This window comes from Methylomonas sp. DH-1, assembly GCF_046097555.1.
Classification (GTDB): Bacteria; Pseudomonadota; Gammaproteobacteria; order Methylococcales; family Methylomonadaceae; genus Methylomonas; species Methylomonas koyamae.
Map to the genome: position 1 here is coordinate 1,768,634 of NZ_CP143089.1, position 24,955 is coordinate 1,793,588.

A 24,955-nucleotide genomic window follows, 5' to 3' on the forward strand; every position below is an offset into this window, starting at 1 on the left:
CGACGACAAAGATCACTCTGAGGTGGTCCCAGTTCAGATGATTAAAACTACCGGTGCCAACCTCTACGCCAAATTGTGCTCATGCTATAGGGCAGTTACCTCCCAAGCTCCTGCATTTTATACGCCTCGAACCGGCGATTTTTACGGGTACATTTGTTTGATCCCCTGTGCCGCCAGAAATCCGGGCACGGTGTCATTTTTGCAAATGCCCGGCGTGACCGGCTTTTTAAGGTCTTGTTTGCAGTGGTAAGGTGTTTTCAGCTTCAACTCCTTGACTTTGGCCAAACGTTGCTCTGGGTAGCAGCAAGTGTCTATCACCGCGGCCGCGCCGTATGTTTTGCACCATTCCATGATTTTGGCGATATTGACTATGCCACGGTCTTGCTCGTCGACTACCTCTTCTTTACCCAGTGAGCCGTGGCCGACGATATAGACTTCGGCTTGGTTGATGTGCGTTTTGTACGCATCGAACGTGTCCTCTTGGGAAAGATCGCAAAACTCAAAGCCGATTTGGTCAGGGTCGCCTGCCAGCAGCGCTGTCAAGGTTTCCGCGTTGGGCCTGGTATGTTCACAAATGTTTACTACTAAATAGTTCATGATCGTCTCCGTAAATTGAAATCCGGCCGCGGAAAACCGACTTAGCCGCCTCGCGCTGCGAGGGGCTAAGTTGCCTTTTGTCGGCGTTACCGGTTCGACCGGGTTGGTGGTTGGAATTTTCGGTTTAGTTTCGGGAAGGAAAAATGCCGGAGGTCGCGATGCAATACATCATACCTACGTAAGGATTCCGCAGCGGTACCGGCTGGTTGCCGCCGGCGATTCCGATGGATGTGGACGCGGTGGCCGATGCGGTCAGAGCCTCGGGGGCCAGTGGCGAACTGGCGCCGGCGACGTTGCCGGAATAAATGTTGTCGCGAGCGGACGAGGCTGCCAGTACTTTGCCGGCCGGGGTGCTGGTATTGCCGGCGGCATTCACGGCGTTAATGGTGCCGGTGACTTGGACGTTGGTTGCGGCGGCATGGTTGTGCGCCGGTAACTGGGCGATATTCAACACCACTTGTTCGGCACCGCCTTCTTGGCCGTTAAATACATTAGCCAATCCCGGTCCTTGGCCGGCACCGACCGGATTCCGGCCACGGAGATCGGGCAGGGCGAAGTTGCTGCGGCCGTCGCCGCCATAAGTTGTACCCAGTAACGAGAACAGAGCCGTGTTGCTGGAAATCGGTAGCAGCGAGCCGTCGGCCGGCAAGTAGCCGCGCGGGCAAAAGGTAAAGGCAAAGGTGCAGACTTCGCCTAGAAATGGTTCGTTGCCGCAAGCCGAGGCGGACATCGGTAAGCCGGCGGCGGCAACCAGAGCAAGTTTGAGCAACGGTTTTTTGAATGGTGTAGACATGGCGGTTTCCTCAAATCAGGGTGGGTTAGTGATTAAGCGATAGCGCGATTGCGGCGTTGCGACGCCAATAGCGAAGCCAGACCGATACCGGTCAACAGCAAGGTTGCCGGTTCCGGCACGGTTTCGGTGGTTTGCCTGACCACCGAGTCGACGGTGAGCAGAGTTGCGACTTCGCCGGAGAACAAGCCGGAATCGGCTGCGCCGCGCAACAACACCTCGGGATTGCCGTCTCCCAATTGCAGTAATTCGCCCGGATTCAACAGGAAGGACAGAATCAGAAAACCGCTGTCGCTCAACTTGCCGCCCAAGCCGCTGGCCGAATTGACAAAATTATTCGTGAACAGGAATTGCTGGTTGCCTAGGGAAGCGCTGAACAAATCAAACCGCAAGCCGCGCCTTGCGACCCAAGCGTAATTTTTTACAAACATGCGCTGACGGATCGTTCAAATAGCCCCAATTCCTGCGTTTTTTATTCCCGTCTACCGTGTTTGGGCGCACGGTAGACGGATTTCGGCCTAGGCCGCCATCAACTGGCGGCGCAGCAGATACAAATTGGCCAAAGCCACCAGCCAGTTCACCTGGGCTGTGTTCTTCTCCAAGCCTCGGTAGCGAGTCTTGCGAAAGCCGAACTGGCACTTGATGATCCTAAAAATGTGCTCGACACGGGCGCGGACCGACGAATATTTTCGGTTGCGCTTACGCTGGCGGCTCGACAGGTTTTTGCCGGGCTTGCGCTTGTCGTTGACGCACCAGCTCAGTCCCAGATGCCGCGAGCCTTTTTTGTAGTCGTCGCTGGTGTAGCCGGCATCGGCAAAGATGACTTGATCGTCTTCGCGGAGCAGCTTGGGTAATTCCACGATGTCAGCCGTGTTGGCCGAGGTCACCGTTACACTGTGTACGGCCCCTGAATTGACGTCGGCGCCGACGTGGATTTTCATCCCGAAATACCACTGATTGCCTTTCTTGGTTTGATGCATGGCCGGATCGCGTGCTTGATCCTGATTCTTGGTCGAGCTCGGCGCGTGAACAATCGTGGCGTCGACCATCGTACCCTTGGAGACCAACAGGCCTTGGTTTTTCAGGTGGTCGTTGACCGTCGATAGCAGCACCTCCGTCAACTTGTGCTTCTCCAGCCAGTGACGGAAGTTGAGAATCGTGGTTTCGTCCGGCAGCGCTTCGGTAACGCTACCAAAACCGGCAAAACGCCGAATGCTCTCGATTTCATACAGTGCATCTTCCACTTGTGCCCTGTGGGTATTTGTCGGTCCGAGTAGCTGAACCATTGTTGCATGCAGTAGATACGGAGCATGCGATTCAATGCCATCGGTTGCCGGCCGCGGCGACCGCTCTGCGGATAATGCGGTTCGAGTTGGGCCAACAGTAATGTCCAGGGCACCACTTGCTCCATTTCCGCCAGAAATTTTTCCCGCCGGGTTTGGCGTTTTTTGCTGGCATATTCAAGTTCGGCAAAACTGGTTTGGGTGGGGGCATTCATCGGCTTGTCTCGGTACGATCAGATGGGGGATATTATCCCATCTCCTGACGAGGGATTTAATCAGCGCCTCCCTAGTTGAGTGTCGGACAGCGCGCTGGCGAACAGCAATTCGCTGCTGTCCTGTTTGCGCAATGCGACTTGGGCGTGGGCGAATTCGCCGTTATCGGTATTGGATTTGACGGAGTCGGTGGTGTCGACTTGTTGGCTGAATTCGAATCTCAGATTGACCAGGAAGGCGTCGGTGGCGGAGTTATTCTGCAGCGACAGCGAGTAATCGCCGAATAAGGAGTTGACCACAGAAGGTTCGTTATCGGCGTTGCCGTTGGCGTTGAATTTAATGCCGAAACCGTCGCCGATGCTGGTCAGCGTGCCGGTCAGCGGATCGACGCCGCTAATGGCCGCACCGTTCAACGTCGTTGTACTGGTGATGCCGGCCATGATCCGCGTGATTTCGCCGCTTTGGCTGGCGTTGATCGGCTCGAACGGCGAACCGGTGCTGTCGAATTCGGCCGAGCCTTTGATGACGATGTTCGGATCGAAGCTGGCGGCATGGGCAGGCGCGATTTGGCTGCCCAATAGCAACGCGACGGCGGCGGCCAGGCTTGTGCGGGTGCCGGACCGGAGCTTGCCGGGACGGGCGGCGGAGTGGGTGGTGGCAGAATGAAGCGAATTGACGGTTTTCATCGGGTTTTCCTCTTGATATTTGGCGAAGTAGTTACGGGTCGGGTGTCGGGCGGGGCCCGAATTGGTTTCCATAAGCAACAGTCAAAGCGCGTGCCAAGCGCGTTTTTGCCAATCAAGTAATTGGTTTTTATGGGTTTTTTCAGCGAGTCGGTTGGGGTGGCGACAGAGGATGGATACGAGATGTCGCGCGATTTATGATATATCGCACTTTATGCCGGAGCGGACGGCCGGACTAAGGAATCGGTAATTGCAGGATTGGCGGCGGCGGATTTTGGTTAAAAAAGCCGCGGCTCTCGAACGTCAGTCCGAGCGCCGCGCTAGAGCCGGCCGGCGGCTACAGGGGGAGCTTCTCGGCCGGCCGGAAATTTATCGGTAAGGCACCCGTGGCAGGTCGCGTTCGACTTTGGGATGGCTTTGCGATAACGGAACGTAGGGCGGAATCTGCGGTGCCGGTTTGATCGCTGCTTCGCCGCCGGCAACCAGCTGGAGCTGGTCTGCGGCGATTGGGGTACCGGTTGTGCTGAATGCGGGATTTCGATGTCGGTGCATGGCGGTCTCCTGGTTTCGATAGTGAATGGCATAGGGGCGCGAGCGGTAGCGGCCGGAAGCCTGCGTCCGGACTAGCCGCTGCGGCGGCCCATTCAGACTTTAAACAAATCGCTGCCGCCCAACTATCGAACATTTCACTGGCAGACTGTGCAATTGTGCGCTCGCTGTGGCGTCTGGCCAGCGCTTCCGGCGGCTGCGGCGCCGGGTATAATGGTGGCAGCGGCCGGCAGCTTCATTGCCGGCCACGGTTTTGCGGAGCAGTCGATGTCCAAACCTCTGATTTACAAAGGTCGCGCCAGTATTAGCAATGCCGCCGGCCGATTCGAGAAGCAAAGCGGCCAGGCCGAGGACGACGGCTGGGGCAGCCTGGATGACGATCTGCCGCCGCTGCCGACCGAAATCGTCGCCGACGCCAGTAAATCGCTGATTACCTATAACGATTCGCCGGATATCCCGTTCGACCGTTCGATTAACCCCTACCGCGGCTGCGAACACGGCTGCATTTATTGCTTTGCCCGGCCGACCCACGCTTATCTGGGCTATTCGCCGGGTCTGGATTTCGAAACCAAAATCCTGGTTAAAGCCGATGCCGCCGAATTGCTGCGCGCAGAGCTGGGCAAACGCAGTTACCGTTGTGCGCCGTTGGCGTTGGGCACCAACACCGACCCCTATCAGCCGTTGGAACGCCAACAGCGCATCATGCGCGGAATTTTGGAAGTGCTGGCCGAGACCCGGCATCCGGTCAGCATCGTTACCAAGTCGGCCTTAATCGAACGCGACATCGACATTTTGGCCGAGATGGCGAAGCAAGGCTTGGCGTCGGTATGCCTGTCGGTCACGACCTTGGACCGGAGTTTGGCCAGAACCTTGGAGCCGCGCGCCTCGGCACCGCAGCGGCGGCTGGACGCGGTGGCGCGCTTGAGCGAGGCCGGCGTGCCGGTCGGCGTGATGGTGGCGCCGCTGATTCCGGTATTGACCGACCACGAACTGGAGCGGATCGCCGCTGCCGCACGCGCGGCCGGGGCGCTCAGCGTCGAATACATATTGTTGCGCCTGCCGTTGGAGACCGCCGAGTTGTTCGCGGAATGGTTGCACCAGCATTATCCGCTGAAGGCCGAGCACATCATGAACCGGGTGCGCGACAGCCGCGGCGGCAAGTCCTACGATGCGGCCTTCCACCAACGTTTGCGCGGCAGCGGGGTCTACGCCGATTTGATTGCCCAACGCTTTGCCTTGGCTCGCAAGAAGCTGGGTCTGGACCGCTCCTTGCCGGCGTTGCGCAGCGATTTGTTCCGCAAGCCCGATCCGAGCGGGCAGATGAGCTTCGATTTTTTCGATTGAGCCGGCCGCGCCCGGCTATGGCAGAGGCGATTGCGGCCGGCGTATGCCCTAATCCCAGGCCCGGCGGCGCCCTTTTCGGTTGGAGGGAGGAAATTCAGTCGTCGCTGCGGTCGGTTGCGGTTTTCGCCGGCAGCAAGCCTTCGGCGCGGATCAGCGCTTTAAAGCCTTTCATGACCGGCCGCGAGATCGCGGTTTCGGCCAACAGGCGTTTCTCGTAGATCAGATTTTTCAGCGCGTCGTCAGCGCAATTGCGGGCGGATTCGATCAGTTGGTGAATGTCGGCGTCCAGCAATTGGCCGGGCAGATGTTTGATCCGGTCGTAGAGCAAGGCCATCGCCACTTTTTCCGGTTCCGGCATTTTGCATTTGCCGTCCAGGATTTTCAGCATCACCGTCACGGCGCAATCGACTTGAATAGGCGATAACGCATGGGTGGCGGCCCAAGCCGCGACATGTTCCGGCGTCATCCGATTACCTCGCCGGCGGCGCTGCGCCGGGCATAATCCAGTAACGATTCCTCGACTGCGGCGTAGGCGTATTCGGCGACCGCGCGGACGCCGATGGCGTTAACCTTGGCGGTGGGGCCGTCGCCGATGCGGGCCACGAATACGGCGTGGCAATCCTTGATCGTTTCCAGAATGCCGGCCATCGCCGATTGGTCGGCGTGCTGGCCCAGGCAATAATGATCGACGTCGCGGGTTTCCAGCAGTTGGCAGCCGTTTTCGCTAACGCAGTAGATGCCGAACTTTTTGGCGTGGCCGAAATGTTCGTTGATCGAGATGCCGTCCTTTGTCGCAACGGCGAGCTTCAAGGCCGGCGCTGGCATAAGGTTTTCTCCGGCTTAGGTAGGTTGGCGAGGGGCGGGCGGTAAGGGTGCAGTCTGGGTTTCATCGTCGTAACAGTTGTGGCGGTTAGGACTTGACTAGCAAGTCCGATACCAGGCGCACAACCCCGGCCGGCCGTTGGCTGCAGCTATGGTCCGAGAACGGCTTGTCGGGTTTGCGACAGTTCATAACCGACAAAGCGGCGCTGCGTTGCCAGCGCAACGCTGCCGGCAATTAGTCGCCGCCGCCTCCGCAACCGCCGCCGCAGCCCCCCGAATCGCCATCCCCGCTGCTGTCGCCGCTGCCATTGTCATCGCCGAAGCCGTCGGTGTCGCCGTCGAAACTGCTGTCGGCAAAGTCGGCGCCGCAGTAGGGCGTGCCGCTGCGGCTGTCGTCGCCGGCGCGGGCGATCTGGCCGCGGCAATCGGCGAGGTAGCTGAAGCCGTCGGCGATCTGCAACTTCGCGTCCAACGCAAACAGGAGCGGTAGCCGGCTGGGTTTTCTCGGGTTGATGTTTTCCTCGCGGCAGCATTGCCACCAGACCCGGCGCAGGCCGGCATTGCTGCGCCGGTTTCGGCTCAACACCACGGCCGGCGTATGGTGCAGAAAGCCGCCGAAGGCTTGGCGGCAGAATTGCTCGTAATGCCGGGTGTAGAGGATGAACTCGTGCCACAAGTCGTCGGCCAGTTGCGACGGCATCGACACGAAGTTACGGCCGCCGTGCAGATAGGCCAGAAAAAACTGGCGCAAGGCGCGGGCGGTCAATTCGCAGTCCTTGCGCGCCAACTGCGGCCGGCGTTTTTGCAATTTTTCGAATAGGCCGGCGGGAAAGGCGTAGCGGCGAATGAAATCGGCGCGGGCGGCGCGGCGCCAGTGCTGCCACAACCAGAGCAATACCGCGCTCAAAATGGCGATCAGGATCAGTAGCGCGGTTTGGCTGGCCATAAAGCCTCCTTAGCCATCGTGTTTTTTCAAAGTGCTGCCGGCCGGCTTGAAGGTGTGTAAGTCCACGGTCGGCTCCGGGCCTTGGCCGGCGCAGCCCCAGCTTAAGGGTTGGTCCTGGGTGAAACGCTTGCCCAGTTGCCAGGCGATTTCAGCGCGTGCCAATTCCACTCCCAGATAAAAGGCGTGGCCGCCGTCGCTCTCCACCTGCAATTTTGGGTACAGATCGAACGGGTCGGTGGCGCTGTGCAGCCCGTCGCGGTTGAAGATGTGGATGCCGTCGCTGCTGACCTGGATCCGGTAGCTGGGGTCTTTGATTTGTCCGGCCAGGCTTTCAATTTCCTCGCGGCTGTTCAGGAACGGCGCGGTCTCGTGTACCGTCATCAAATCCGGGCTGATGTGTTTCGGCAGCGTGTTGTGCTGTTTCGCCGCATGCATGACGCGCCGGGCCACGTCGGCTTCCTTGATTGCACGCCGGGCGTGCTTGCTGACTTCGGTGGCCAAAATATGGTTGATATTCAGCTCCGAGCAAATCCCCAGCAATACCGCATTGATGCCGGAGGTGTCGGCGTGGGTCAATTCGGTCAGGTTGCCGACGCCCATCATCATTTCGATGTCCGGATAGCGCTGACGGAAGCGGTAATTGCGGACGATGGATTCGGTGAAGCCGAAATGGATCGGGTCCAGGATCGGATCGACGATGAAGGCGCGGTTTTTTGCGCTCAAGGTTTCGATGGCGCGATCCAGCGTGGCGAGGTCGCCGTGGGTTTCCGGAATCAGAATCGGCGTCGCGGCTACTTCATCGGCAATCCACAGGCTCTTATTGGTTAGGCTCAGCAGGTAATCGGCGCCGGCCCGGCCACCGGCCAGCAGGTCGGCGTCTTCCAGCGAATCGATGCTGACTGTGAAACCTTCCTGCTTCAAAGTCTCGATGCAATCGGCCAGATGCGGAAACGGCGTGCCGGGCAGGCAGCCGATGTCGATCACGTCGGCGCCATTGGCTTTGTAGTAGTGCGCGCGTTCGACGACGGCATCGACGCCGATGTTCGGCGCATCGGTGATTTCGGCGAATATTTTGGTTTGGTATTGGCTCAGGTCGTAATGGTGTGCGGCCATGCCGAAGTGTTGCGGCAGGTCTTTGATTTCTTCCGGGCCGCGCTCGACCGGAATGCCGAAATGCTTGGATAGCATGTCCAGGTCGCCGCGGCAGCGGCCCGGTATCACGATGCGGTCGGCACCGCCGGTATCGCTGAGCCGGCGGGCGATCATCTCGGCGGTGATTAGCGCCGCGACCGTTACTCCCATCACGTGCACCTTATAGAAGAAATCGGGCTGCATTTTTTCCAGCACCTGCCTGACCTGCTTTTCCGCCAGACGGCCGGTGATGAACAGGATTTTTTCGCTCATAGCCCGGCCAGGCGGGTGTGTACCGCCACGATGAGTTGTTCGACGTCGTCGACGACTTGGGTGTAAGGAAAGCGGCGGATTTTATCGGTGGCTTCCAGGTCGACCGGGCGCGGATAGACCATGAACTTTTTCTTGCCCGGTGCGGTGGTCTCGATTTCCGGCGCGGTATCGCACGGGTAGACGATGCTCGGTACCCGGCATTTGCCGGCTTGCGAATACAGATTGGTCACCAGCGAGTCGGCGATGCCCAGCACGCATTTGGCGATGGTGTTGGACGTGGTCGGCGCCATCACGAAGGTGTGGTAATAGCCTTTGTAAAACAGCCCGACCGGCGGTGCCGAAGCGGCTTTGTCCCGGTAAATCGGCATTTTGGCGCGGATATCGTCCAGTTTGATGCCGTACATTTTCAGCACTTCCTCGCCGGCCTGGCTTAGGTATAAATCGACGTTATCGAGCGTCAACATGAATTCGAGACATTCTTCGATGTAATGTCCGGAGCCGGTGATAGCCCAGGCAAGGCGTGGCGTGGTCATGGCGTTTCGTTTGGTTTGCAGGTCGCGGCATTATACGTGAAGACTCGGCAAATGCGGCCGAGGCCGCTGTGTGCGTTGTCCGGCCGGTGATGGCTTATCGGATCGATCGGCCATTTAGCCAATGGGGAATTGTCGGATTAAGCGTAAAATGCCGGCCCGAATTGTCCGGATATTTCCGGAATCGTCTGTTGTCCGCCGCTACCGTTGCGTTTACCGTTTTAGTATGGAAAGTCCCGTTTCACAATTAGAGGATGTCAACGTTCTTCGCAAAACGCCGCGGGTGTTGGTGTTTGCCAGCGGCAAGAGCGGGGTCGGTAAATCCAGCCTGGTCGCTAACCTGGCCGCGGCGATGGCTGCGCGCGGCGCGGCGGTCTGCATCATCGACGCCGATACCGGGCTGTCCAATACCGCTACCTTGCTGGGTTTGAGGCCGGCGTTCGGCTTGGAACAAGCGGCCGGCGGCGGAAAGACCTTGGCGGAAGCGATCATCAAAACCCACGAAGGCGTGGCGGTATTGCCCGGTGCGCAAAGCCTGCTGGCGACGCCTGTGCCAGCCGATCAACGCGCGAATCTGGAGCGGTCGGTGCGGGAGTTGGAAGGCCAGTACGATTATTTTTTCATCGACTTGCCGGCCGTGCTGACCGACAAGGTCCTGCAATTTGTCGAGGCAGCGAAATATGCTTTTTTGTTGGTCAGCGCCGATCCAGCCGCCTTGACCGACGGCTTTTCGCTGCTGAAAGCCCTCAATGGCAGAAATTACCGCGGCAGTTTGCGGGTCGTGGTCAATCAGGCCGCCGATTATCCGGCGGCGACCGAAACCTACCGCCGGTTTGCCGCGGTCAGCGAAAAATGCCTGAAACAAAAAGTCGAATACGGCGGGTTCGTCGTTCGCGACGAGAACGTGCCCAAGGCCGTGGCTCTGCAGATGACGGTGATCGATCTGGCCGCCAATTCGCCGGCCAGCCGTTGTTTGTTTTCGTTGGCCGACAACATCGTCAAGCATATCGGCAGCGACCGCGAGGCGCCGGGCTTGGCGGATTATTGGCGGCGGTTGCTGGATGCTGAGCCGGCCTTGCCGGCGGCCGAAGCCGCGGAAACCGATGCAGTTGCCGAGCCGCCGTTTACGTTTCGCGGCGCCGCTCGCGGTCCCAGCCTGCCGGCCGGCTGCGATTCGCCGCAACGCTTGTTGGCGGATATCAAAAGCCAAGCCCTGGACCAGCCGGCTTTGGAGCAGTTTACCGGCGCTTTCGTCGAAGCCTATTGCGAGCAATTCGGCACCTTTCCGGCGGCGTTCAAGGCGTTGTTTTACCGCTGGTTGGAAACAGAAAATTATGCCGCACCGCGTTTGCTGGAATTGGCTGCGACTTTGGATGCGCTTTACGCCATGCGCCATCAGACGCCGATGTACAGCCTGTCTGAAGTGGTGGCGCGCTTGGTTGCCCAGGTTCAGGGCCAGCCCGAACAGCACCGCGACGCGATTGAGCAATTGCGCGCCGCGTACCGGCAGGCTTACCAACGCGACGTGTTCGATGCCGAACAGGCTTTGCTGGCCGGTATTGGCAGCGACGACTTCAGCGAGCAACGTTTCGAAGAGCTGTTGCAGAATTTACGCGATGCGTTTCAGGTTCGCTTCAAACGCCCCTACCAAAGCCAGCACGAATTGTTGCTGAATTCGACCGTCGAAGCCTTGAATACGATGGCGGTGGATCAGCAGAATCTGCAAGAGGAAATCGCGATGTTGGTGCACGGTGTCCAGTTGCTGGGTTCACGCCGCGAGAAATTGCTGGCGGCGATCAAAACCGTGCAGGATAACGCGCTGCCGTTCGTGTCGCCGGCGCAACTGGACCGCTAAGCCCGGGCGCAGACCCAAACATCCACCCGGCCGACACCAGCCTGCTTCAATACGCCGGCCAGCGCCGAAACCGTGGCGCCGGTGGTCATCACATCGTCGACGATCGCCACATGGTCTGCCTGCAGCGTTTTCCGCAAGCGAAACGCGCCGCGCATATTCTTCAGCCGCTGTTTGGCCGGCAAGCCGGCCTGGTGCAAGGTATCCCGACTGCGCACGGCACTGTACAAGTCCAGCGGAATATCGAACCGTCGCGCCAAATGGCGGGCAATCTCGATCGACTGGTTGAAGCCGCGTTCCCGGTGACGTTTCGGATGCAACGGCATCGGTAGCAGCAGTTCGGGTAATTCGGCGCCGGCGGCGATATGTTCGCCGAGCAGCATGGCCAATAGGCGGGCATTTTTATAATCCCGGCCGAATTTCAACTGGCCGATTAGATACGGCATCTGGTAACGGTACAGGTAGGGCGCGTAGGTCTCGTCGAACTGCGGCGAGCGTTTCAGGCAGCGCCCGCACAAGCTCGGCAGAGCGAGCTCGCTAGCGAAGGGTTCGCCACAACGGTAACAGCAGCACAGATTGCGCGGCAAATCGCCCAAACAGCCCGCGCACAAATCCAAATCGGCAAAGCCGGCGTCGCCGCACAACACGCAACGCGGCGGAATCAGGTTTCGTTGTATAATCTTCAGCCAGTTGTTTACCATTTGTTCGCAATCAGGTTGATAAGTGGGTGTAAAACCCCGGCCTCATATTTTTTCGGAGAGTAACAGAATGTCTGCAAGCCAAAAACCCTTGGAATCGGCGGCGCTTCGCCACGACTGGCAATTGCATGAAGTCGAAGCCTTGTTTGGCATGCCGTTTAACGATCTGATTTTTCAGGCGCAAACGGTGCACCGTACCTGTTTCGATCCGAACGAAGTGCAGGTCAGTAGCCTGCTCAGTATTAAAACCGGTTCTTGTTCCGAGGATTGCGGTTATTGTCCGCAAAGCGCGCGCTACGATTCGGACTTGGCGCCCGAAGCGTTGATGCCGGTCGATGCGGTATTGCAGGCCGCGCAACGGGCCAAAGCGGAGGGTGCATCGCGCTTCTGCATGGGCGCGGCCTGGCGCAGTCCGAAAGACCGCGATATCGAACGGGTGGTGGAAATGGTCAAAGGCGTCAAAGCCTTGGGCATGGAAACCTGCGTCACGCTGGGCATGTTGACCGACAAACAAACCCAGGCTTTGAAAGAGGGCGGGCTGGACTATTACAACCACAATCTGGACACCTCGGAAGATTATTATTCGGAAATCATTACCACCCGTACCTACCAGGACCGGCTGGATACCTTGGAGCGGGTGCGCGACGCCGGCATCAACGTCTGCTGCGGCGGTATCGTCGGGATGGGCGAGTCGGAAACCGACCGTGCCAAATTGCTGTTGCAGTTGGCCAATTTGCCGAAGCATCCGGAGAGCGTGCCGATCAATATGTTGGTGCAAGTGCAGGGTACGCCGTTGCACGGTACCGAAACGCTGGACCCAATCGTGTTCGTGCGCACCGTGGCGGTGGCCAGGATCATGATGCCGCAATCTCGGGTGCGCTTGTCGGCCGGTCGTACCCAAATGAGCGACGAGATGCAGGCTTTGTGTTTCCTGGCCGGCGCTAACTCGATTTTCTACGGCGACAAATTGCTGACCACCGACAATCCGATGACCAACCAGGACAAGCAGTTGTTCGCCAGGCTCGGCGTGCGGATGGGCGGCTCCAGTTACGCCTGATGTCGAATCGGTTCTACGATTTTTCCGCAAGCCTGCAGCAGTTAGAACAGCAAAATCTGTATCGGCGCCGGCGCATCGTCGACGGGCCGCAGGCGGTCGAATTGCAGGTCGAGGGCCGCCGCTTGCTGAATTTTTGCAGTAACGATTATCTGGGTCTAGCCAATCATCCGGACGTGGTCGCGGCGTTCCGGAGCGGCGCCGACCGTTACGGCTGCGGCAGCGGCGCCGCGCATTTGATTTGCGGCCACAGTTCGGCGCACCATGCCTTGGAACAGGAATTGGCCGCGTTCACCGGCCGGGAGCGGGCGTTGCTGTTTTCGACCGGTTACATGGCCAATCTGGGAGCGATCTCGGCTTTGGTCGGCCGCGGCGACTATGTGTTCGAGGACCGGCTCAACCATGCGTCGCTGCTGGACGGCGGTTTACTGTCTGGCGCCCGGTTTCAGCGTTACCGCCACGCAGACAGCGAAGACCTGCAGGCCAAGCTTGTGCGGGCTCAGGGCAGGGCGTTAATCGTCAGCGACGGCGTATTCAGTATGGACGGCGATGTGGCGCCTTTGCCGGAGTTGGCGCGGCTGGCGGACGCATGCCAAGCCGGATTGTTGATCGACGACGCCCACGGTTTCGGCGTGTTGGGCCGTACCGGCGGCGGCGTGGTCGAACATTTCGGCCTTTCCGCCGAGCAAGTACCGATCCTGATGGGCACGCTAGGCAAAGCCTTCGGTACCTTCGGCGCGTTCGTTGCCGGTTCGGCAGAATTGATCGAGTATCTGATTCAAAAAGCCAGAACGTACGTTTTCACCACGGCCATGCCGGCAGCGGTGGCCGAAGCCACCCGCGCCGGATTGCGGTTGCTGCAAGCCGAATCCTGGCGGCGGGAACAGTTGCAAGCGTTGATCGGCCATTTCCGCCGCGGCGCCGAGCAACAGGGCTTGCAGCTAATGGATTCGGCCACGGCGATCCAGCCGCTCGTGGTTGGCGACAGCGGCCGCGCGCTAGCCGCCAGTCGGCAGTTGGCGGATTTGGGATTTTGGGTCGGCGCGATCCGGCCGCCGACCGTGCCTGCCGGTAGCGCCCGTTTGCGGATCACGTTTACCGCGCACCATAGTCTGCAACAGGTCGACGCGTTACTGGCGGCGCTGGGCAAGGTGTTGCGATGAGCGGCATCCATTGCGAAGTCCACGGCCACGGCCAGGGCTGGCCGTTGGTGATGCTGCACGGTTGGGCCATGCACAGCGGTATTTGGCGCGAGTTTGCCCGGCAGTTGGCCGAACAGCGGCAGGTGATTTGTTTGGATTTGCCGGGGCACGGCCGCAGTGCGCCGATAGCGAATTTCGAAATGCCGGCGATTGTCGAAGCCTTGCTGGCGGCAATTCCGCTGCCGAGCTTCGATTTGTTGGGCTGGTCCTTGGGCGCGACGGTCGCCATCGATATGGCCGCCGCGTATCCCGACCGCGTCCGCTGTTTGGCATTGTTGGCGGGCAATCCGCGTTTCGTCCGCGAACCCGGCTGGCCGGGAGTCAAGTCGGAGGTGCTAGACAGTTTTGCCGAGTTGCTCGGTAACGACGCTAAACAGACGCTGCAACGGTTTTTGAGTTTGCAAGTGCAGGGTTTGCAGCATGCTAAAGCCGTGTTGCAACAGTTGAAACAGAGTGTGGCGGAGTGCGATGCGCCGGATTTTGCGGCATTGCAGGGTGGGTTGCGGATTTTGAAGCTGCACGACGCGCGCGATAAATTGGCCGCATTAAAACTGCCTATAAGGGTTATCCAGGGCGATAAGGATACCTTGGTCCCTGTGGCGACGGCTGCCGCGTTGCGGGATTTGCAGCCGGCGCTGCAGATACAGGTGTTGCCAGGCGCCGGACACACGCCGTTTCTCAGTCATCCGCAAGCCCTCGTCGATATTTTGCTGGGCGATGGTTGATTCGGCGCTATTGGACAAGGCCAAAGTCCGGCAGTCGTTTGCCGCTGCGGCCGAAGGTTACGATGCGTTAGCCGGTTTGCAGCGCCGGGTCGGCGAAACCTTGTTGGCAAAATCTTCCTGTGCCGCTTCGCCTCGGCCGCTGTTGGACATCGGTTGCGGTACCGGTTTTTTGGCCCGGCATTTGGCCGGGCGGGCGCCGGCTAGCGTTGCGTTGGATATCGCGCTACCGATGCTGCAGACCGCGCGGCGAAACTGCACCGGTTTGCCGGTTGCCTACGTCTGCGCCGACGCCGAACGCTTGCCGTTCCGCGACGGCAGTTTTGGCCAGATCTATTCCAATTTGGCGGTGCAATGGTGCGAAGATTTAAGCGCGCTGCTGGCCGATTGCCGGCGAGTGCTTTGCGCCGACGGTCGTTTGGCTCTGTCGACTTTCGGTCCGCGCACCTTGGCGGAATTGAAGGCGGCCTGGGGCAAGGTCGACGATTTTGCCCACGTCAACGAGTTTTATAGTGTCGAGCAGATTCGTCGGTTCCTGGTTGCGGCCGGGTGGAGCCGTTTCGAACTGGAAGCCGAGTTAGTCTGCCAGCCTTATCCGTCGGTGTTAGCGCTGATGCGGGAACTGAAAGGAATCGGCGCCCACAATGCCAGCATTCGCCGGAATCCCCGGCCAACCAGCCGGGCGTCTCTGCAACGCATGATTGCGCATTACGAGGCGGCGATGGCTGACGGCCCGATTGTTGCGAGTTATGAAATTATTTATCTACGGGCGATGCGATGAAAATGGCTTATTTCGTCACCGGGACCGATACCGATATCGGTAAGACTTGGGCCACGGCCGCATTGCTGCACCGTTTCAGGCGCGAGGGCTATTCGGTAGCGGGGATGAAGCCGGTGGCGGCCGGTTGCGAGCGGCGTGGCGGCAAATTGCAGAACCAAGATGCTTTGCTGTTGATGCAAAACGCGTCGGTCGGCGCGGAATACGACTTGGTCAATCCTTATGCCTTCGAACAGCCGGTGTCGCCGCATTTGGCGTGCGGCGGAGCCAACGTGGGACCGGCAATTATCTCCGCAGCCTTCGGCGCCTTGCAGCAGCGGGCGCAGGTGGTATTGGTCGAGGGAGCGGGGGGCTGGTACTCGCCGCTGAGCTTAACATTGGACAATGCCGGACTGGCTCGGATATTGGGTTTGCCGGTGCTGGTCGTGGTCGGTATCAGGCTCGGTTGCCTGAACCATGCGCGGTTGACGTTGCAGGCCGTCGCCGAATCCGGCTTGCGCTGTGCCGGTTGGGTTGCCGTGCAAATCGTCGAGCATATGCCGTACTTTGCCGAAAATGTGGCGTATTTGCAGGCCGCGCTGCCGGCGCAGTTCCTGGGCGTGTTGCCCTATTCGGAAACCGGCGATTTTGAGTTTTTGTCAAGCGGCCTGCGGTTGCCAACCTGGCAAAATATTGATCTACATCAAGAAAATTAATCGGCGGATGTTGAGAATGACGGCTCCATTACAACTATAACCAGGAGACGTTTTATGGCTTTAATCACTTGGACCGCAGCACAATACGGCACCAACGTTGGCTTTGCCGATCAAGAACACCAAACTCTGTTCGGGTTGTTGAACAAGTTGTACGACGAAGCAACCGGCGGCGCGGCACGGGCAACCGTCGGCGCTTCATTGGATGCGTTGATTGCCTATGTGGTCGACCATTTCGCCCACGAGGAAAAGGAAATGCAGGCCAAAGGTTTCGGCGGTTACGAGCGGCATAAGGCCGAACACGATGCGCTGGTCGGTATTTGCGCCGATTTGCAGAAGAAATTCCATGCCGGCGAAGCCGACGTCACCGACGAGGTGGGGCAAATGGTCAAAAGCTGGTTGGACAGCCATATTCCGACGTACGATAAGGCTTATGCAGAAGTATTAAGCTAAGTCAATCGAAAAATCGGCGGCAATGCCGTGGAGGCTTGCGGGCAGCGATGTCCGCGAGCCTTTTTTATGCCGATACGGTGCAAACGGGAAAAGCTCTTCTGGTCTGCCGGGGAGTCATGGGTTAAAATTGCCCAGTTTATTTATGATAATTATCTGTAAAGGGAGTTTGTTGCCTGTTTGGTGTCGGGCGGCAAGGTTACGACGATATAACGCATACAAGTTTATAACTACCAATGGGGGCTGCTCCGTGAAGAAAACCAAGCAACTGCTCGCATGTCCGGTTCTGATGGCTTTAGGGCTCGGATCGGCGCATGCGGACTACACACTCAATCTGACGAAAGGCGTGACCCAGCTCAGTAACGAGTTGTACGACCTGCACATGTTGATCATGTGGATCTGCGTTTTTATCGGCATCGCGGTATTCGGCACGATGTTTTATTCGATTTACCACCACCGCAAATCCAAAGGCCATCAAGCCGAGCAGTTCCACGAAAACACCACGGTCGAGATCATCTGGACCATCATCCCCACCGTGATTCTGGTCGGCATGGCGATTCCGGCGACCAAAGCCGTAGTCGATCTGGACCGCACCCAGGAATCGGAAATGTCGATCAAGGTGACCGGCAAGCAATGGTACTGGGATTACGAGTACCTGGACAACGGCATCCATTTCGAAAGCCATCTGGACGAAGCCAGCGAACGGGTGCATCGCGTCAGCACCATGGATCCGCGCTCGGTACCCAACTACCTGTTGAACGTCGACAAACCGTTGGTGGTTCCGGTCAAAAAGAAAATCCGTTTCCTGTTTACCGCGGCCGACGTGATCCATTCCTGGTGGGTGCCCGAACTGGGCTGGAAAAAAGACGCCAATCCCGGATTTGTCAACGAAGCCTGGACCTACGTCGACAAGCCCGGCACTTACCGCGGCCAATGTACCGAATTGTGCGGCCGCGACCACGGCTTCATGCCGGTGGTCGTGATTGCGATGGAACAAGACCAGTACGACGCCTGGGTTAAAGCTACCCTGGACAAGCAAAACCAAGCTCCCGATTTGAGCGACCAAACCCGTAACTCGCTGATGGCTCACGGCGAATCGGTGTACCTGAAAAACTGCGTGGCTTGCCACCAGATCGACGGCAAAGGTATTCCGGGTTGGTTTCCGGCTCTGAGCGGCAGCGCCAAAGTGACCGGTAACATGGACCAATTGATCGGCTTCATCCAAGCCGGTACCAGCAAAATGCCGGCCTTCCGCAAATTGCCGGATAACGAATTGGCCGAGCTGATTACCTACATCAGAAACGCTCCGGCGCTGGGCAACAACGTGGGTGATGAAATTCAGCCCAACAAAATCACACCCAAATGGGACGATGATGAGTAATTCGTTGAATCACGCATTGAACTCATTTTCTATTTTTTGCTGAGGTATAAAGTATGACTGCTGTCGTAGCTGAACATGATGATCATCACGATCACCACGATCACGGCCCGGAAAAGGGCATTTTACGGTGGATAATCACCACCAACCATAAGGACATCGGTACCCTGTACCTGGTATTCGCATTGGCGATGTTTTTCGTCGGCGGCACCATGGCTCTTATCATCCGTTCCGAGTTGTTCGAACCCGGCCTGCAATTCGTCGATCCGAACTTCTTCAACTCGATGACGACCATGCACGCGCTGGTTATGGTATTCGGCGCCGTGATGCCGGCTTTCGTCGGCTTGGCCAACTGGATGATCCCTATGATGATCGGTGCGCCGGATATGGCGTTGCCGCGGATGAACAACATGAGCTTCTGGATGTTGGTCGCTGGCGTCTTGTTGCTGGCCAGCACGCTGTTCATGGAAGGCGGCGCTCCGGCCGCCGGCTGGACCTTGTATCCGCCGCTGGTATTGCAAACCGGAAAAGCGTTTCCGTTTGCGATCTTCTCGGTGCACATGTTGGGTATTTCTTCGATCATGGGGGCGATTAACGTGATCGCGACCATCTTCAACATGCGCGCGCCCGGCATGACGTTGATGAAAATGCCGTTGTTCGTCTGGACCTGGCTGATCACCGCGTTCCTGTTGATCGCGATCATGCCGGTATTCGCCGGTGCGGTAACCATGTTGTTGACCGATAAGTTCTTCGATACCAGCTTCTTCGATGCGGCCGGCGGCGGCGATCCGGTGCTGTACCAACACATCTTCTGGTTCTTCGGCCATCCTGAAGTATATGTGATGATTCTGCCGACCTTTGGCGTGGCTTCGACCATCATTCCGGTATTCGCCCGTAAACCGCTGTTCGGTTACGCTTCTATGGTTTATGCGACCGGTGCGATTGCTTTCCTGTCCTTCATCGTTTGGTCTCACCATATGTTCACCGTCGGTTTGCCTGTGGCAGGTGAGTTGTACTTCATGTACGCGACGATGCTGATTGCGATTCCGACCGGCGTGAAAGTTTTCAACTGGACCGCGACAATGTGGAAAGGCTCGATGACCTTCGAAACGCCGATGCTGTTTTCGATCGCGTTCGTCGTGCTGTTCACGATGGGTGGTTTTACCGGTTTGATGATGTCCGTGGCGCCGGTGGATTTTCAATACCACGATACTTATTTCATCGTTGCCCACTTCCACTACACGTTGGTCCCGGCTTCGGTGTTCATCCTGATGGCTGCCGGCTATTTCTGGCTGCCTAAGTGGACCGGCAATATGTACAACGAGAAAATCGGCAAACTGCATTTCTGGTTGTCGGCGATTTCGGTCAACATCCTGTTCTTCCCGCAACACTTCCTGGGCTTGGCCGGTATGCCGCGCCGGATTCCGGATTACGCGGTCCAGTTCGCGGATTGGAACATGGTATCCAGTATCGGTGCCTTCATTTACGGTTTCAGCCAATTGTTGTTCGTTTACATCGTGATCGACACGATTCGCGGCGGCACCGGCGAAAAAGTCAGTGACGAAGTCTGGGAAGACGCTAGCAAGCACAGTCTGGAATGGACCGTGCCTTCGCCTGCGCCTTACCACACCTTTACTACTCCACCGGAAAAAATTCCGACAGAGCATTTCTAAGTCGGTAATAACGATGCCGGTTGATTGCCCTGCCGGGAAATGCCCGGCAGGGCATCGCGAGGAGCAACATGGATATTAAAAAGAAAAATATTTTGACGGCGGTGGTGTTGGCAGCAATCGCGATAACCATCTACGTGTTGGCGGTTATGAAGGCCATGTCGCAATGAGCGACGACGGTTTAGATAAGAAAAATAGTCGTTTGGCGGTGAAACTGGTTTTGTTCGCCGCGATGATGTTCGGATTCGGTTACGCACTGGTCCCGCTGTACAACGTACTGTGCGATTTGGTGGGCCAGAACGCCAAAGTCGAGACCGTGGCAAAACAAGAAACCGCGTTCCAGCCCGAGCAAAATCGGGAAGTGACGATGGAGTTTCTGACGTCGTTAAACCGGTCGGTGCCGATGGCGTTCAAGGCCGAGACGTCCAGTTTGAAGGTGCATCCCGGCCAATATTACTCGGTGGGCTTTTATGCCAAGAACCTGAGCGACCGGCGGTTGAAGGTGCGGGCAGTGGCGACGTATGCACCGGGCCAGGTCAAGGAATATGTGACCAAAGTGATTTGCTTCTGCGAATTGGAGCAAATCTTCGAACCGAACGAAGAAAAAAATATGACCGTGCGCCTGGTGGTCGATCCCAAGCTGCCGGAGCGTTATAAAACCATTACGCTGTCTTACACTTTTTTTGAAATTACTGAAAATTCTGAAAATTAACGAAGGGGAAGGTTATGTCGACAAACGCAGCTTATTACATCCCGCATAAAGCCACGTGGCCGGTGATGGCGACCGCCGGCTTGATGCTGACGCTGGCGGGCTTTGCCAACTATTTGAATGGAAATACCGCAGGTTCCGGCATGATGATTACCGGTTTTCTGGTTTTCGTTGCGATGCTGGGGGCTTGGTTTGCGTTGCAAGCCACCGAGAGCGAATCCGGCATGTATAACCACGGCGTGGGTATTTCCTACCGGATGGGCATGATGTGGTTCATTTTCTCGGAAGTGATGTTCTTTGCCGTGTTCTTCGGCGCCTTGTGGTATACCCGTAACCTGTCCGTCTCCTGGCTGGGCGAAACCGGCGCTACCAGTGGTCCGGGCCGTTCCACCCACGACATATTATGGCCGGCTTTCCAAGCGGTATGGCCTACCAACGGTCCCGGCAAAGTCGGCGGCGATTTCGAACCGATGGGCGCTTTCGGTCTGCCGTTTCTGAACACGCTGATTCTGTTGACCAGCGGCGTAACCTGCACCTGGGCTCATCACGGCTTGTTGGCTAAAAATCGTAGCCAATTGATCAAAGGCTTGGCGGCAACCGTCGGTTTGGGCTTTTTGTTCGTCGCATTTCAAGCCAGCGAGTACCACGAAGCTTACGCCGAAATGGGTTTGACTTTGGGTTCAGGCATCTACGGCTCTACGTTCTTTATGTTGACCGGTTTCCACGGTTTCCACGTCTGCGTCGGTGCGATCATCTTGTCGGTGGTCTTATTCAGAAGTTGGAAAGGCCACTTCACACCGGAAAACCATTTTGCCTTCGAAGCGGCCGCCTGGTACTGGCACTTCGTCGACGTGGTCTGGTTGGGTTTGTTCGTGTTCGTTTATCTGCTGTAAATTCGAACGCTACGCATGAAAAAGCGCGGTCTGTGCGGATCGCGCTTTTTTTTTGGGGCAAAATCAAGGTTTCGGCGGGTTGGCAGGAGCGGCGGGGCTGCCGTGCATACGCAGGCCGATGCCGTGGGGCTGAATCAAGCCGGTCGCAAAAGCGATAAACAGCAAAATAAACACCCCCAGCGACACGCCGATTCTGACGGTCAAGGCTTTTGCGGCCTTCTTCGAATCCTCGTCGTCCTTATGTTTGACGATATGGAACAACGCCGAACCGAGACTAATGACGATGGCGATAAATGCGGCAATGATGAGGATTTTAATGAGCATGTCGGCGGAACCGGATAAAAATAAGCATTTTCGGCGAATAAAGTGTGCTTGCCAATAGCGGGGCAGCGCTTGGGAAATATTATGGTCAGATTCAATTTATTCGGTGTCGAGTTTCAGTTCGCTTGGCCCATGCTAGCCGGCTACGTGGTGTTGCTGGCGTTACTGTGTAACTTGGGCTTCTGGCAGCTGCGGCGCGGTGCGGAAAAGCAAGTTTTATTGGACGCGCAGCAGGCGGCGTTGTCCGCTCCGGCCTTGGATTTGAACGGCGATGTGTTTGTCGATGCGGCGGAGTACCGATACCGGCCGGCAATTTTGCGCGGACACTACGATCGAGCGCATCAGATTCTGATCGACAATCAGATTTTGGACGGTAAAGCGGGGTATCTGGTGTTGACGCCGTTTTTGCCCGGTAACGGCCAAGCCGCCGTGTTGATCAACCGCGGCTGGATAGGTTTGGGGTCTTCGCGGGATATTACGCCGGATTTGGCGATAGCCGGCCAAATAGACACTGTGCAAGGGCGGATTAACCGATTTCCGGAACCCGGTATCCGGTTGCAGGGCGCCGAAATTCCCGGCGATAGCTGGCCGGTCAGGGTGCAAATCGTCGATACCGGCTTGTTGGCCGAGAAGTTGGGTTACCCCTTGGCGGATTACCAAATCGAATTGAATCCGGATCAAGCGGAGGGCTACCGCCGCGAATGGAAAACCGCGGTGGCGATCCCGCCTGAAAAACACCGGGCCTATGCAGTACAATGGTTCGGTTTGGCATTGGCCTTAACCGTTCTGTTTATTTGGCACAGCAGCCGTAAAGCACACCGTGGATAAACAACATCGTAAAAACCGCATTACTATTTTGGTCATTTTCGCCATGTCGGTGATCCCGTTCGGCATTGCCTGGTATCTGGCTAAACATCCGGGCACCGTTCGGCTCGGCACCAACCACGGCGAATTGATCAGTCCGCCGTTGGCTACCGAAGCCGGCGAATTTTCCGGCGCCGACGCCTTTTCCGCGGAAAACATCGGAGAGTTGAAAGGGCATTGGATCTTGGTCAATCCGGTAGCCGGCCCATGCGGCGAAATATGCCGCGAGGCGCTGTATAAAACGAATCAGATCGGTTTGATGGTGGGTAAGGACATCGCCCGGATTCGGCGTTTGGCCTTGGTATTCGATAGCAATCTGCCGCTGCCGGCCGAATGGCGGGATGACGGCCGCTTGCTGAAGGCCTTGCCGGCACCAAGCTTGCAACAAAAACTAACAACAATAAACCCAAGTCCGCTACCGGACGGTAGCCTGCTGATCATGGATCCGTTGGGTAACCTGATGATGAAATATGCGCCCGGTTACGATCCGTATCAGGTCAGAGACGACTTGAGCAAGTTACTCAGAATTTCACAAATCGGTTGATCACATGTTCAGAAAACTCACCCTGTGCTGCGCCTTGTTGGCGCTGCTAGTCATCGTCGTCGGCGCTTACGTTCGCCTGACCCACGCCGGATTGGGCTGCCCGGATTGGCCGGGTTGTTACGGTAAAGCCTTCGTCAGCGACAGTCCGGAATTCAAAGCGGACGCCGTAGCCGGTTTTCCGCAACAAGCGCTCGATACTGCCAAGGCTTGGAAAGAAATGGCACACCGTTATTTGGCGGGCGGCCTGGCTGCGTTGGCTCTGGTTTGGTTCGGGGTGGCCTGGCGCCAGAGCCAGCGCGGCGTTGCGCTGGCTTCCAGCGGTGTGGTTTTGGCGCTGATTGCCGCACAGGCGGCGCTGGGCATGTGGACCGTAGCCTCCGGCACTATGCCCATCGTGGTTGCTAGCCATCTGCTGTTGGGATTTGCCACGTTTTGGGCGATCGCCTGGAGTTACTTGCGGCTGCATCCGGGTTTGACCCCCAGAGCGGCGAAGTCGGGGCCGACCTGGTTCGCCTGGTTTGCGATACTCGTGCTGTTGGCGCAAATCGGCTTGGGCGGATGGGTTAGCAGCAATTATGCCGGTCTGGCCTGTACCGATTTTCCGCGTTGTAACGGCCAATGGTTGCCCGCTACCGATTACCAACGCGCATTCGATCTGTTCGGCAACGCCGATGCCCTGTCGGCCGATGCCAAAATGGCGATCCAGGCAGTACACCGCATATTCGCCGGATTTGCGTTTCTGGTGCTCAGCGGCTTGATGTTGGTTGCGACCTCGGAGCGCTATCCCAAGCCGGTACGCATGGCTGGCAACGCGCTGAGTTTGCTATTGTTGATCCAAATCGCTCTTGGCGTATTCGCGGTCAAGTACACGCTGCCGTTGCCGTTGGCGGTCGCGCATAACGCATTTGCGGCTTTGTTGATGCTGCCGTTGTTGGCGATTTTACTGTTCAGCCGTTACCGCCTCGGCGACGAAGTCGAAGAATCCGGCGAGTTGCCGGTGCCGGCCGTCACCGCCGAGCCGGCTGCCGCACCGCTGGCCAGCCAGGAATCGTTATACCTGCGTTTGTCCAGCCAATTGCGGAAAACCCGCAGTGGGCTGAGCGGAGTATTGGGCAGTTTGGCATTCGGCCAAAAAGCCGTAACCAAGGAACTGCTCGACGAGCTGGAAGCCAATTTATTGATGGCCGACATGGGCGTCGAGACCACCACGCAGATCATCAAACAACTAACCGATACCCTGGAGCGCGACCAACTCAGCGATGGCGACGTGTTGACTGCGACGTTGAAACAAAACTTGCAAGACATGCTGCAGCCGTGTAGCCAGCCGTTGCAGATCCCGCAACAGGATGGGCCGTTCGTGATTTTGGTGGTCGGCGTCAACGGCGTCGGCAAGACGACGTCTATCGGCAAATTGGCCAAACGCCTACAGCAGCAAGGGCACAGCGTGATGCTGGCGGCCGGCGACACCTTCCGCGCCGCGGCGGTGGAGCAATTGCAAACTTGGGGCGAGCGCAACAATATCCAGGTGGTAGCCCAGCATACCGGCGCCGATTCGGCCTCGGTGATTTTCGACGCACTGCAATCGGCCAAAGCCAAAAACATCGATGTGTTGATCGCCGATACCGCCGGCAGGCTTCACACCAAATCCAATTTGATGGACGAGTTGAAGAAGATCAAACGCATCATGGGCAAGTTGGACGAATCCGCGCCGCACGAAGTATTGCTGATTCTCGACGCCGGTACCGGCCAGAACGCGTTGTCGCAAGCCAAATTATTCAACGAAGCGGTCGAATTGACCGGTATCGCCTTGACCAAATTGGACGGTACCGCCAAAGGCGGTATCATTTTCGCGTTGGCCAACCAATTGCGGGTGCCGATCCGTTTTATCGGCGTCGGTGAACAGATAGACGATTTACAGGACTTCGACGCGAAAAGCTTCGTCGATGCGCTGTTCGTAAAAGACTGAG

27 protein-coding genes and 1 pseudogene are annotated in these 24,955 nt (G+C 57.6%); 15 read left to right on the forward strand and 13 right to left on the reverse strand.

Annotation, left to right across the window (positions count from 1 at the left end; genetic code table 11):
• Positions 1–141 precede the first annotated feature (141 nt).
• From VXJ35_RS08380 to VXJ35_RS08405, 6 genes and pseudogenes are all read right to left on the reverse strand, one after another.
• Positions 142–597 (reverse strand): hypothetical protein, encoded by a 456-nt coding sequence (locus VXJ35_RS08380; protein ID WP_064021237.1) that lies wholly within the window; start codon positions 595–597, stop codon positions 142–144.
• A gap of 124 nt (positions 598–721) precedes the next feature.
• A complete protein-coding gene (locus VXJ35_RS08385; protein ID WP_064021238.1) occupies positions 722–1,390 on the reverse strand; it encodes a phage tail protein in 669 nt (222 codons plus the stop codon).
• Between the two features lie 32 nt (positions 1,391–1,422).
• The gene (locus VXJ35_RS08390) at positions 1,423–1,818 is read right to left on the reverse strand and encodes a PEP-CTERM sorting domain-containing protein (protein ID WP_064021239.1); all 396 of its coding nucleotides are present in this window, start codon (positions 1,816–1,818) and stop codon (positions 1,423–1,425) included.
• An 87-nt stretch (positions 1,819–1,905) separates the two neighbouring features.
• Positions 1,906–2,885 (reverse strand): annotated as a pseudogene (locus tag VXJ35_RS08395) (IS5 family transposase).
• A gap of 60 nt (positions 2,886–2,945) precedes the next feature.
• On the reverse strand, positions 2,946–3,569 hold the full coding sequence (locus tag VXJ35_RS08400; protein ID WP_157198122.1) for a hypothetical protein: 624 nt from the start codon (positions 3,567–3,569) through the stop codon (positions 2,946–2,948).
• 366 nt (positions 3,570–3,935) lie between these two features.
• Entirely contained in the window at positions 3,936–4,118 is a 183-nt protein-coding gene (locus VXJ35_RS08405) for a hypothetical protein (RefSeq protein ID WP_064021241.1), read from the reverse strand.
• A 264-nt stretch (positions 4,119–4,382) separates the two neighbouring features.
• On the opposite strand from VXJ35_RS08405, the gene VXJ35_RS08410 reads away from it, so the two are divergent.
• Positions 4,383–5,459, forward strand: coding sequence for a PA0069 family radical SAM protein (locus VXJ35_RS08410; RefSeq protein ID WP_064023434.1), 1,077 nt, complete (start codon positions 4,383–4,385; stop codon positions 5,457–5,459).
• A gap of 94 nt (positions 5,460–5,553) precedes the next feature.
• Here VXJ35_RS08410 and VXJ35_RS08415 read toward each other — a convergent pair whose 3' ends face one another.
• From VXJ35_RS08415 to VXJ35_RS08435, 5 genes are all read right to left on the reverse strand, one after another.
• Positions 5,554–5,925, reverse strand: a complete 372-nt coding sequence (locus VXJ35_RS08415) for a hypothetical protein (RefSeq protein WP_064021242.1) — start codon at positions 5,923–5,925, stop codon at positions 5,554–5,556.
• The gene (locus tag VXJ35_RS08420) at positions 5,922–6,284 is read right to left on the reverse strand and encodes a NifB/NifX family molybdenum-iron cluster-binding protein (RefSeq protein ID WP_064021243.1); all 363 of its coding nucleotides are present in this window, start codon (positions 6,282–6,284) and stop codon (positions 5,922–5,924) included. The genes VXJ35_RS08415 and VXJ35_RS08420 overlap by 4 nt, the downstream gene beginning before the upstream one ends.
• A 232-nt stretch (positions 6,285–6,516) precedes the next feature.
• The gene (locus VXJ35_RS08425; RefSeq protein WP_064021244.1) at positions 6,517–7,227 is read right to left on the reverse strand and encodes a hypothetical protein; all 711 of its coding nucleotides are present in this window, start codon (positions 7,225–7,227) and stop codon (positions 6,517–6,519) included.
• 9 nt (positions 7,228–7,236) lie between these two features.
• Positions 7,237–8,631: a DUF6513 domain-containing protein gene (locus VXJ35_RS08430; protein ID WP_064021245.1), complete on the reverse strand. Its 1,395-nt coding sequence runs from the start codon at positions 8,629–8,631 to the stop codon at positions 7,237–7,239.
• The gene (locus tag VXJ35_RS08435; protein WP_064021246.1) at positions 8,628–9,164 is read right to left on the reverse strand and encodes a flavoprotein; all 537 of its coding nucleotides are present in this window, start codon (positions 9,162–9,164) and stop codon (positions 8,628–8,630) included. Before VXJ35_RS08435 ends, VXJ35_RS08430 begins: the two co-directional genes overlap by 4 nt.
• A gap of 223 nt (positions 9,165–9,387) precedes the next feature.
• Between VXJ35_RS08435 and VXJ35_RS08440 the strand changes: the two genes are divergently transcribed.
• A complete protein-coding gene (locus tag VXJ35_RS08440; protein WP_064021247.1) occupies positions 9,388–11,016 on the forward strand; it encodes an AAA family ATPase in 1,629 nt (542 codons plus the stop codon).
• Here VXJ35_RS08440 and VXJ35_RS08445 read toward each other — a convergent pair.
• Positions 11,013–11,714 carry a ComF family protein gene (locus VXJ35_RS08445; protein WP_064021248.1) on the reverse strand — a complete coding sequence of 234 codons (702 nt, stop codon included), beginning with the start codon at positions 11,712–11,714 and terminating at the stop codon, positions 11,013–11,015. The two genes, VXJ35_RS08440 and VXJ35_RS08445, sit on opposite strands and share 4 nt — an antisense overlap.
• 67 nt (positions 11,715–11,781) lie before the next feature.
• Between VXJ35_RS08445 and bioB the strand changes: the two genes are divergently transcribed.
• The 10 genes from bioB (at position 11,782) to VXJ35_RS08495 (ending at position 21,259) form a co-directional block, all read left to right on the forward strand.
• On the forward strand, positions 11,782–12,768 hold the full coding sequence (bioB, locus tag VXJ35_RS08450) for a biotin synthase BioB (RefSeq protein ID WP_064021249.1): 987 nt from the start codon (positions 11,782–11,784) through the stop codon (positions 12,766–12,768).
• Complete coding sequence (gene bioF, locus VXJ35_RS08455; protein ID WP_064021250.1) at positions 12,768–13,928, forward strand: 8-amino-7-oxononanoate synthase; 1,161 nt, start codon at positions 12,768–12,770, stop codon at positions 13,926–13,928. Before bioB ends, bioF begins: the two co-directional genes overlap by 1 nt.
• Positions 13,925–14,692 (forward strand): pimeloyl-ACP methyl ester esterase BioH, encoded by a 768-nt coding sequence (bioH, locus tag VXJ35_RS08460; RefSeq protein ID WP_064021251.1) that lies wholly within the window; start codon positions 13,925–13,927, stop codon positions 14,690–14,692. The genes bioF and bioH overlap by 4 nt, the downstream gene beginning before the upstream one ends.
• Positions 14,685–15,470, forward strand: a complete 786-nt coding sequence (gene bioC / locus VXJ35_RS08465) for a malonyl-ACP O-methyltransferase BioC (RefSeq protein ID WP_064021252.1) — start codon at positions 14,685–14,687, stop codon at positions 15,468–15,470. Before bioH ends, bioC begins: the two co-directional genes overlap by 8 nt.
• On the forward strand, positions 15,467–16,162 hold the full coding sequence (gene bioD, locus VXJ35_RS08470; protein WP_064021253.1) for a dethiobiotin synthase: 696 nt from the start codon (positions 15,467–15,469) through the stop codon (positions 16,160–16,162). Before bioC ends, bioD begins: the two co-directional genes overlap by 4 nt.
• A 54-nt stretch (positions 16,163–16,216) precedes the next feature.
• The gene (locus tag VXJ35_RS08475; RefSeq protein ID WP_064021254.1) at positions 16,217–16,612 is read left to right on the forward strand and encodes a bacteriohemerythrin; all 396 of its coding nucleotides are present in this window, start codon (positions 16,217–16,219) and stop codon (positions 16,610–16,612) included.
• Positions 16,613–16,859: 247 nt separating this feature from the next.
• Positions 16,860–17,990: a cytochrome c oxidase subunit II gene (gene coxB / locus VXJ35_RS08480; RefSeq protein ID WP_064021255.1), complete on the forward strand. Its 1,131-nt coding sequence runs from the start codon at positions 16,860–16,862 to the stop codon at positions 17,988–17,990.
• A 53-nt stretch (positions 17,991–18,043) separates the two neighbouring features.
• The gene (gene ctaD, locus VXJ35_RS08485; RefSeq protein WP_054759990.1) at positions 18,044–19,660 is read left to right on the forward strand and encodes a cytochrome c oxidase subunit I; all 1,617 of its coding nucleotides are present in this window, start codon (positions 18,044–18,046) and stop codon (positions 19,658–19,660) included.
• A 163-nt stretch (positions 19,661–19,823) separates the two neighbouring features.
• On the forward strand, positions 19,824–20,369 hold the full coding sequence (locus VXJ35_RS08490; protein WP_064021256.1) for a cytochrome c oxidase assembly protein: 546 nt from the start codon (positions 19,824–19,826) through the stop codon (positions 20,367–20,369).
• Between the two features lie 14 nt (positions 20,370–20,383).
• Positions 20,384–21,259, forward strand: a complete 876-nt coding sequence (locus VXJ35_RS08495) for a cytochrome c oxidase subunit 3 (RefSeq protein WP_054759987.1) — start codon at positions 20,384–20,386, stop codon at positions 21,257–21,259.
• A 63-nt stretch (positions 21,260–21,322) separates the two neighbouring features.
• Here VXJ35_RS08495 and VXJ35_RS08500 read toward each other — a convergent pair whose 3' ends face one another.
• Positions 21,323–21,583 (reverse strand): twin transmembrane helix small protein, encoded by a 261-nt coding sequence (locus tag VXJ35_RS08500; RefSeq protein ID WP_064021257.1) that lies wholly within the window; start codon positions 21,581–21,583, stop codon positions 21,323–21,325.
• Positions 21,584–21,664: 81 nt separating this feature from the next.
• On the opposite strand from VXJ35_RS08500, the gene VXJ35_RS08505 reads away from it, so the two are divergent.
• Genes VXJ35_RS08505 through ftsY form a run of 3 tightly spaced genes read left to right on the forward strand, consistent with a single transcriptional unit; the run spans position 21,665 to position 24,954 of the window.
• A complete protein-coding gene (locus VXJ35_RS08505) occupies positions 21,665–22,408 on the forward strand; it encodes an SURF1 family protein (protein WP_064021258.1) in 744 nt (247 codons plus the stop codon).
• A complete protein-coding gene (locus tag VXJ35_RS08510; protein WP_064021259.1) occupies positions 22,401–22,988 on the forward strand; it encodes a hypothetical protein in 588 nt (195 codons plus the stop codon). The genes VXJ35_RS08505 and VXJ35_RS08510 overlap by 8 nt, the downstream gene beginning before the upstream one ends.
• 4 nt (positions 22,989–22,992) lie before the next feature.
• On the forward strand, positions 22,993–24,954 hold the full coding sequence (ftsY, locus tag VXJ35_RS08515) for a signal recognition particle-docking protein FtsY (RefSeq protein WP_064021260.1): 1,962 nt from the start codon (positions 22,993–22,995) through the stop codon (positions 24,952–24,954).
• The last annotated feature ends 1 nt before the right edge of the window (position 24,955 follow it).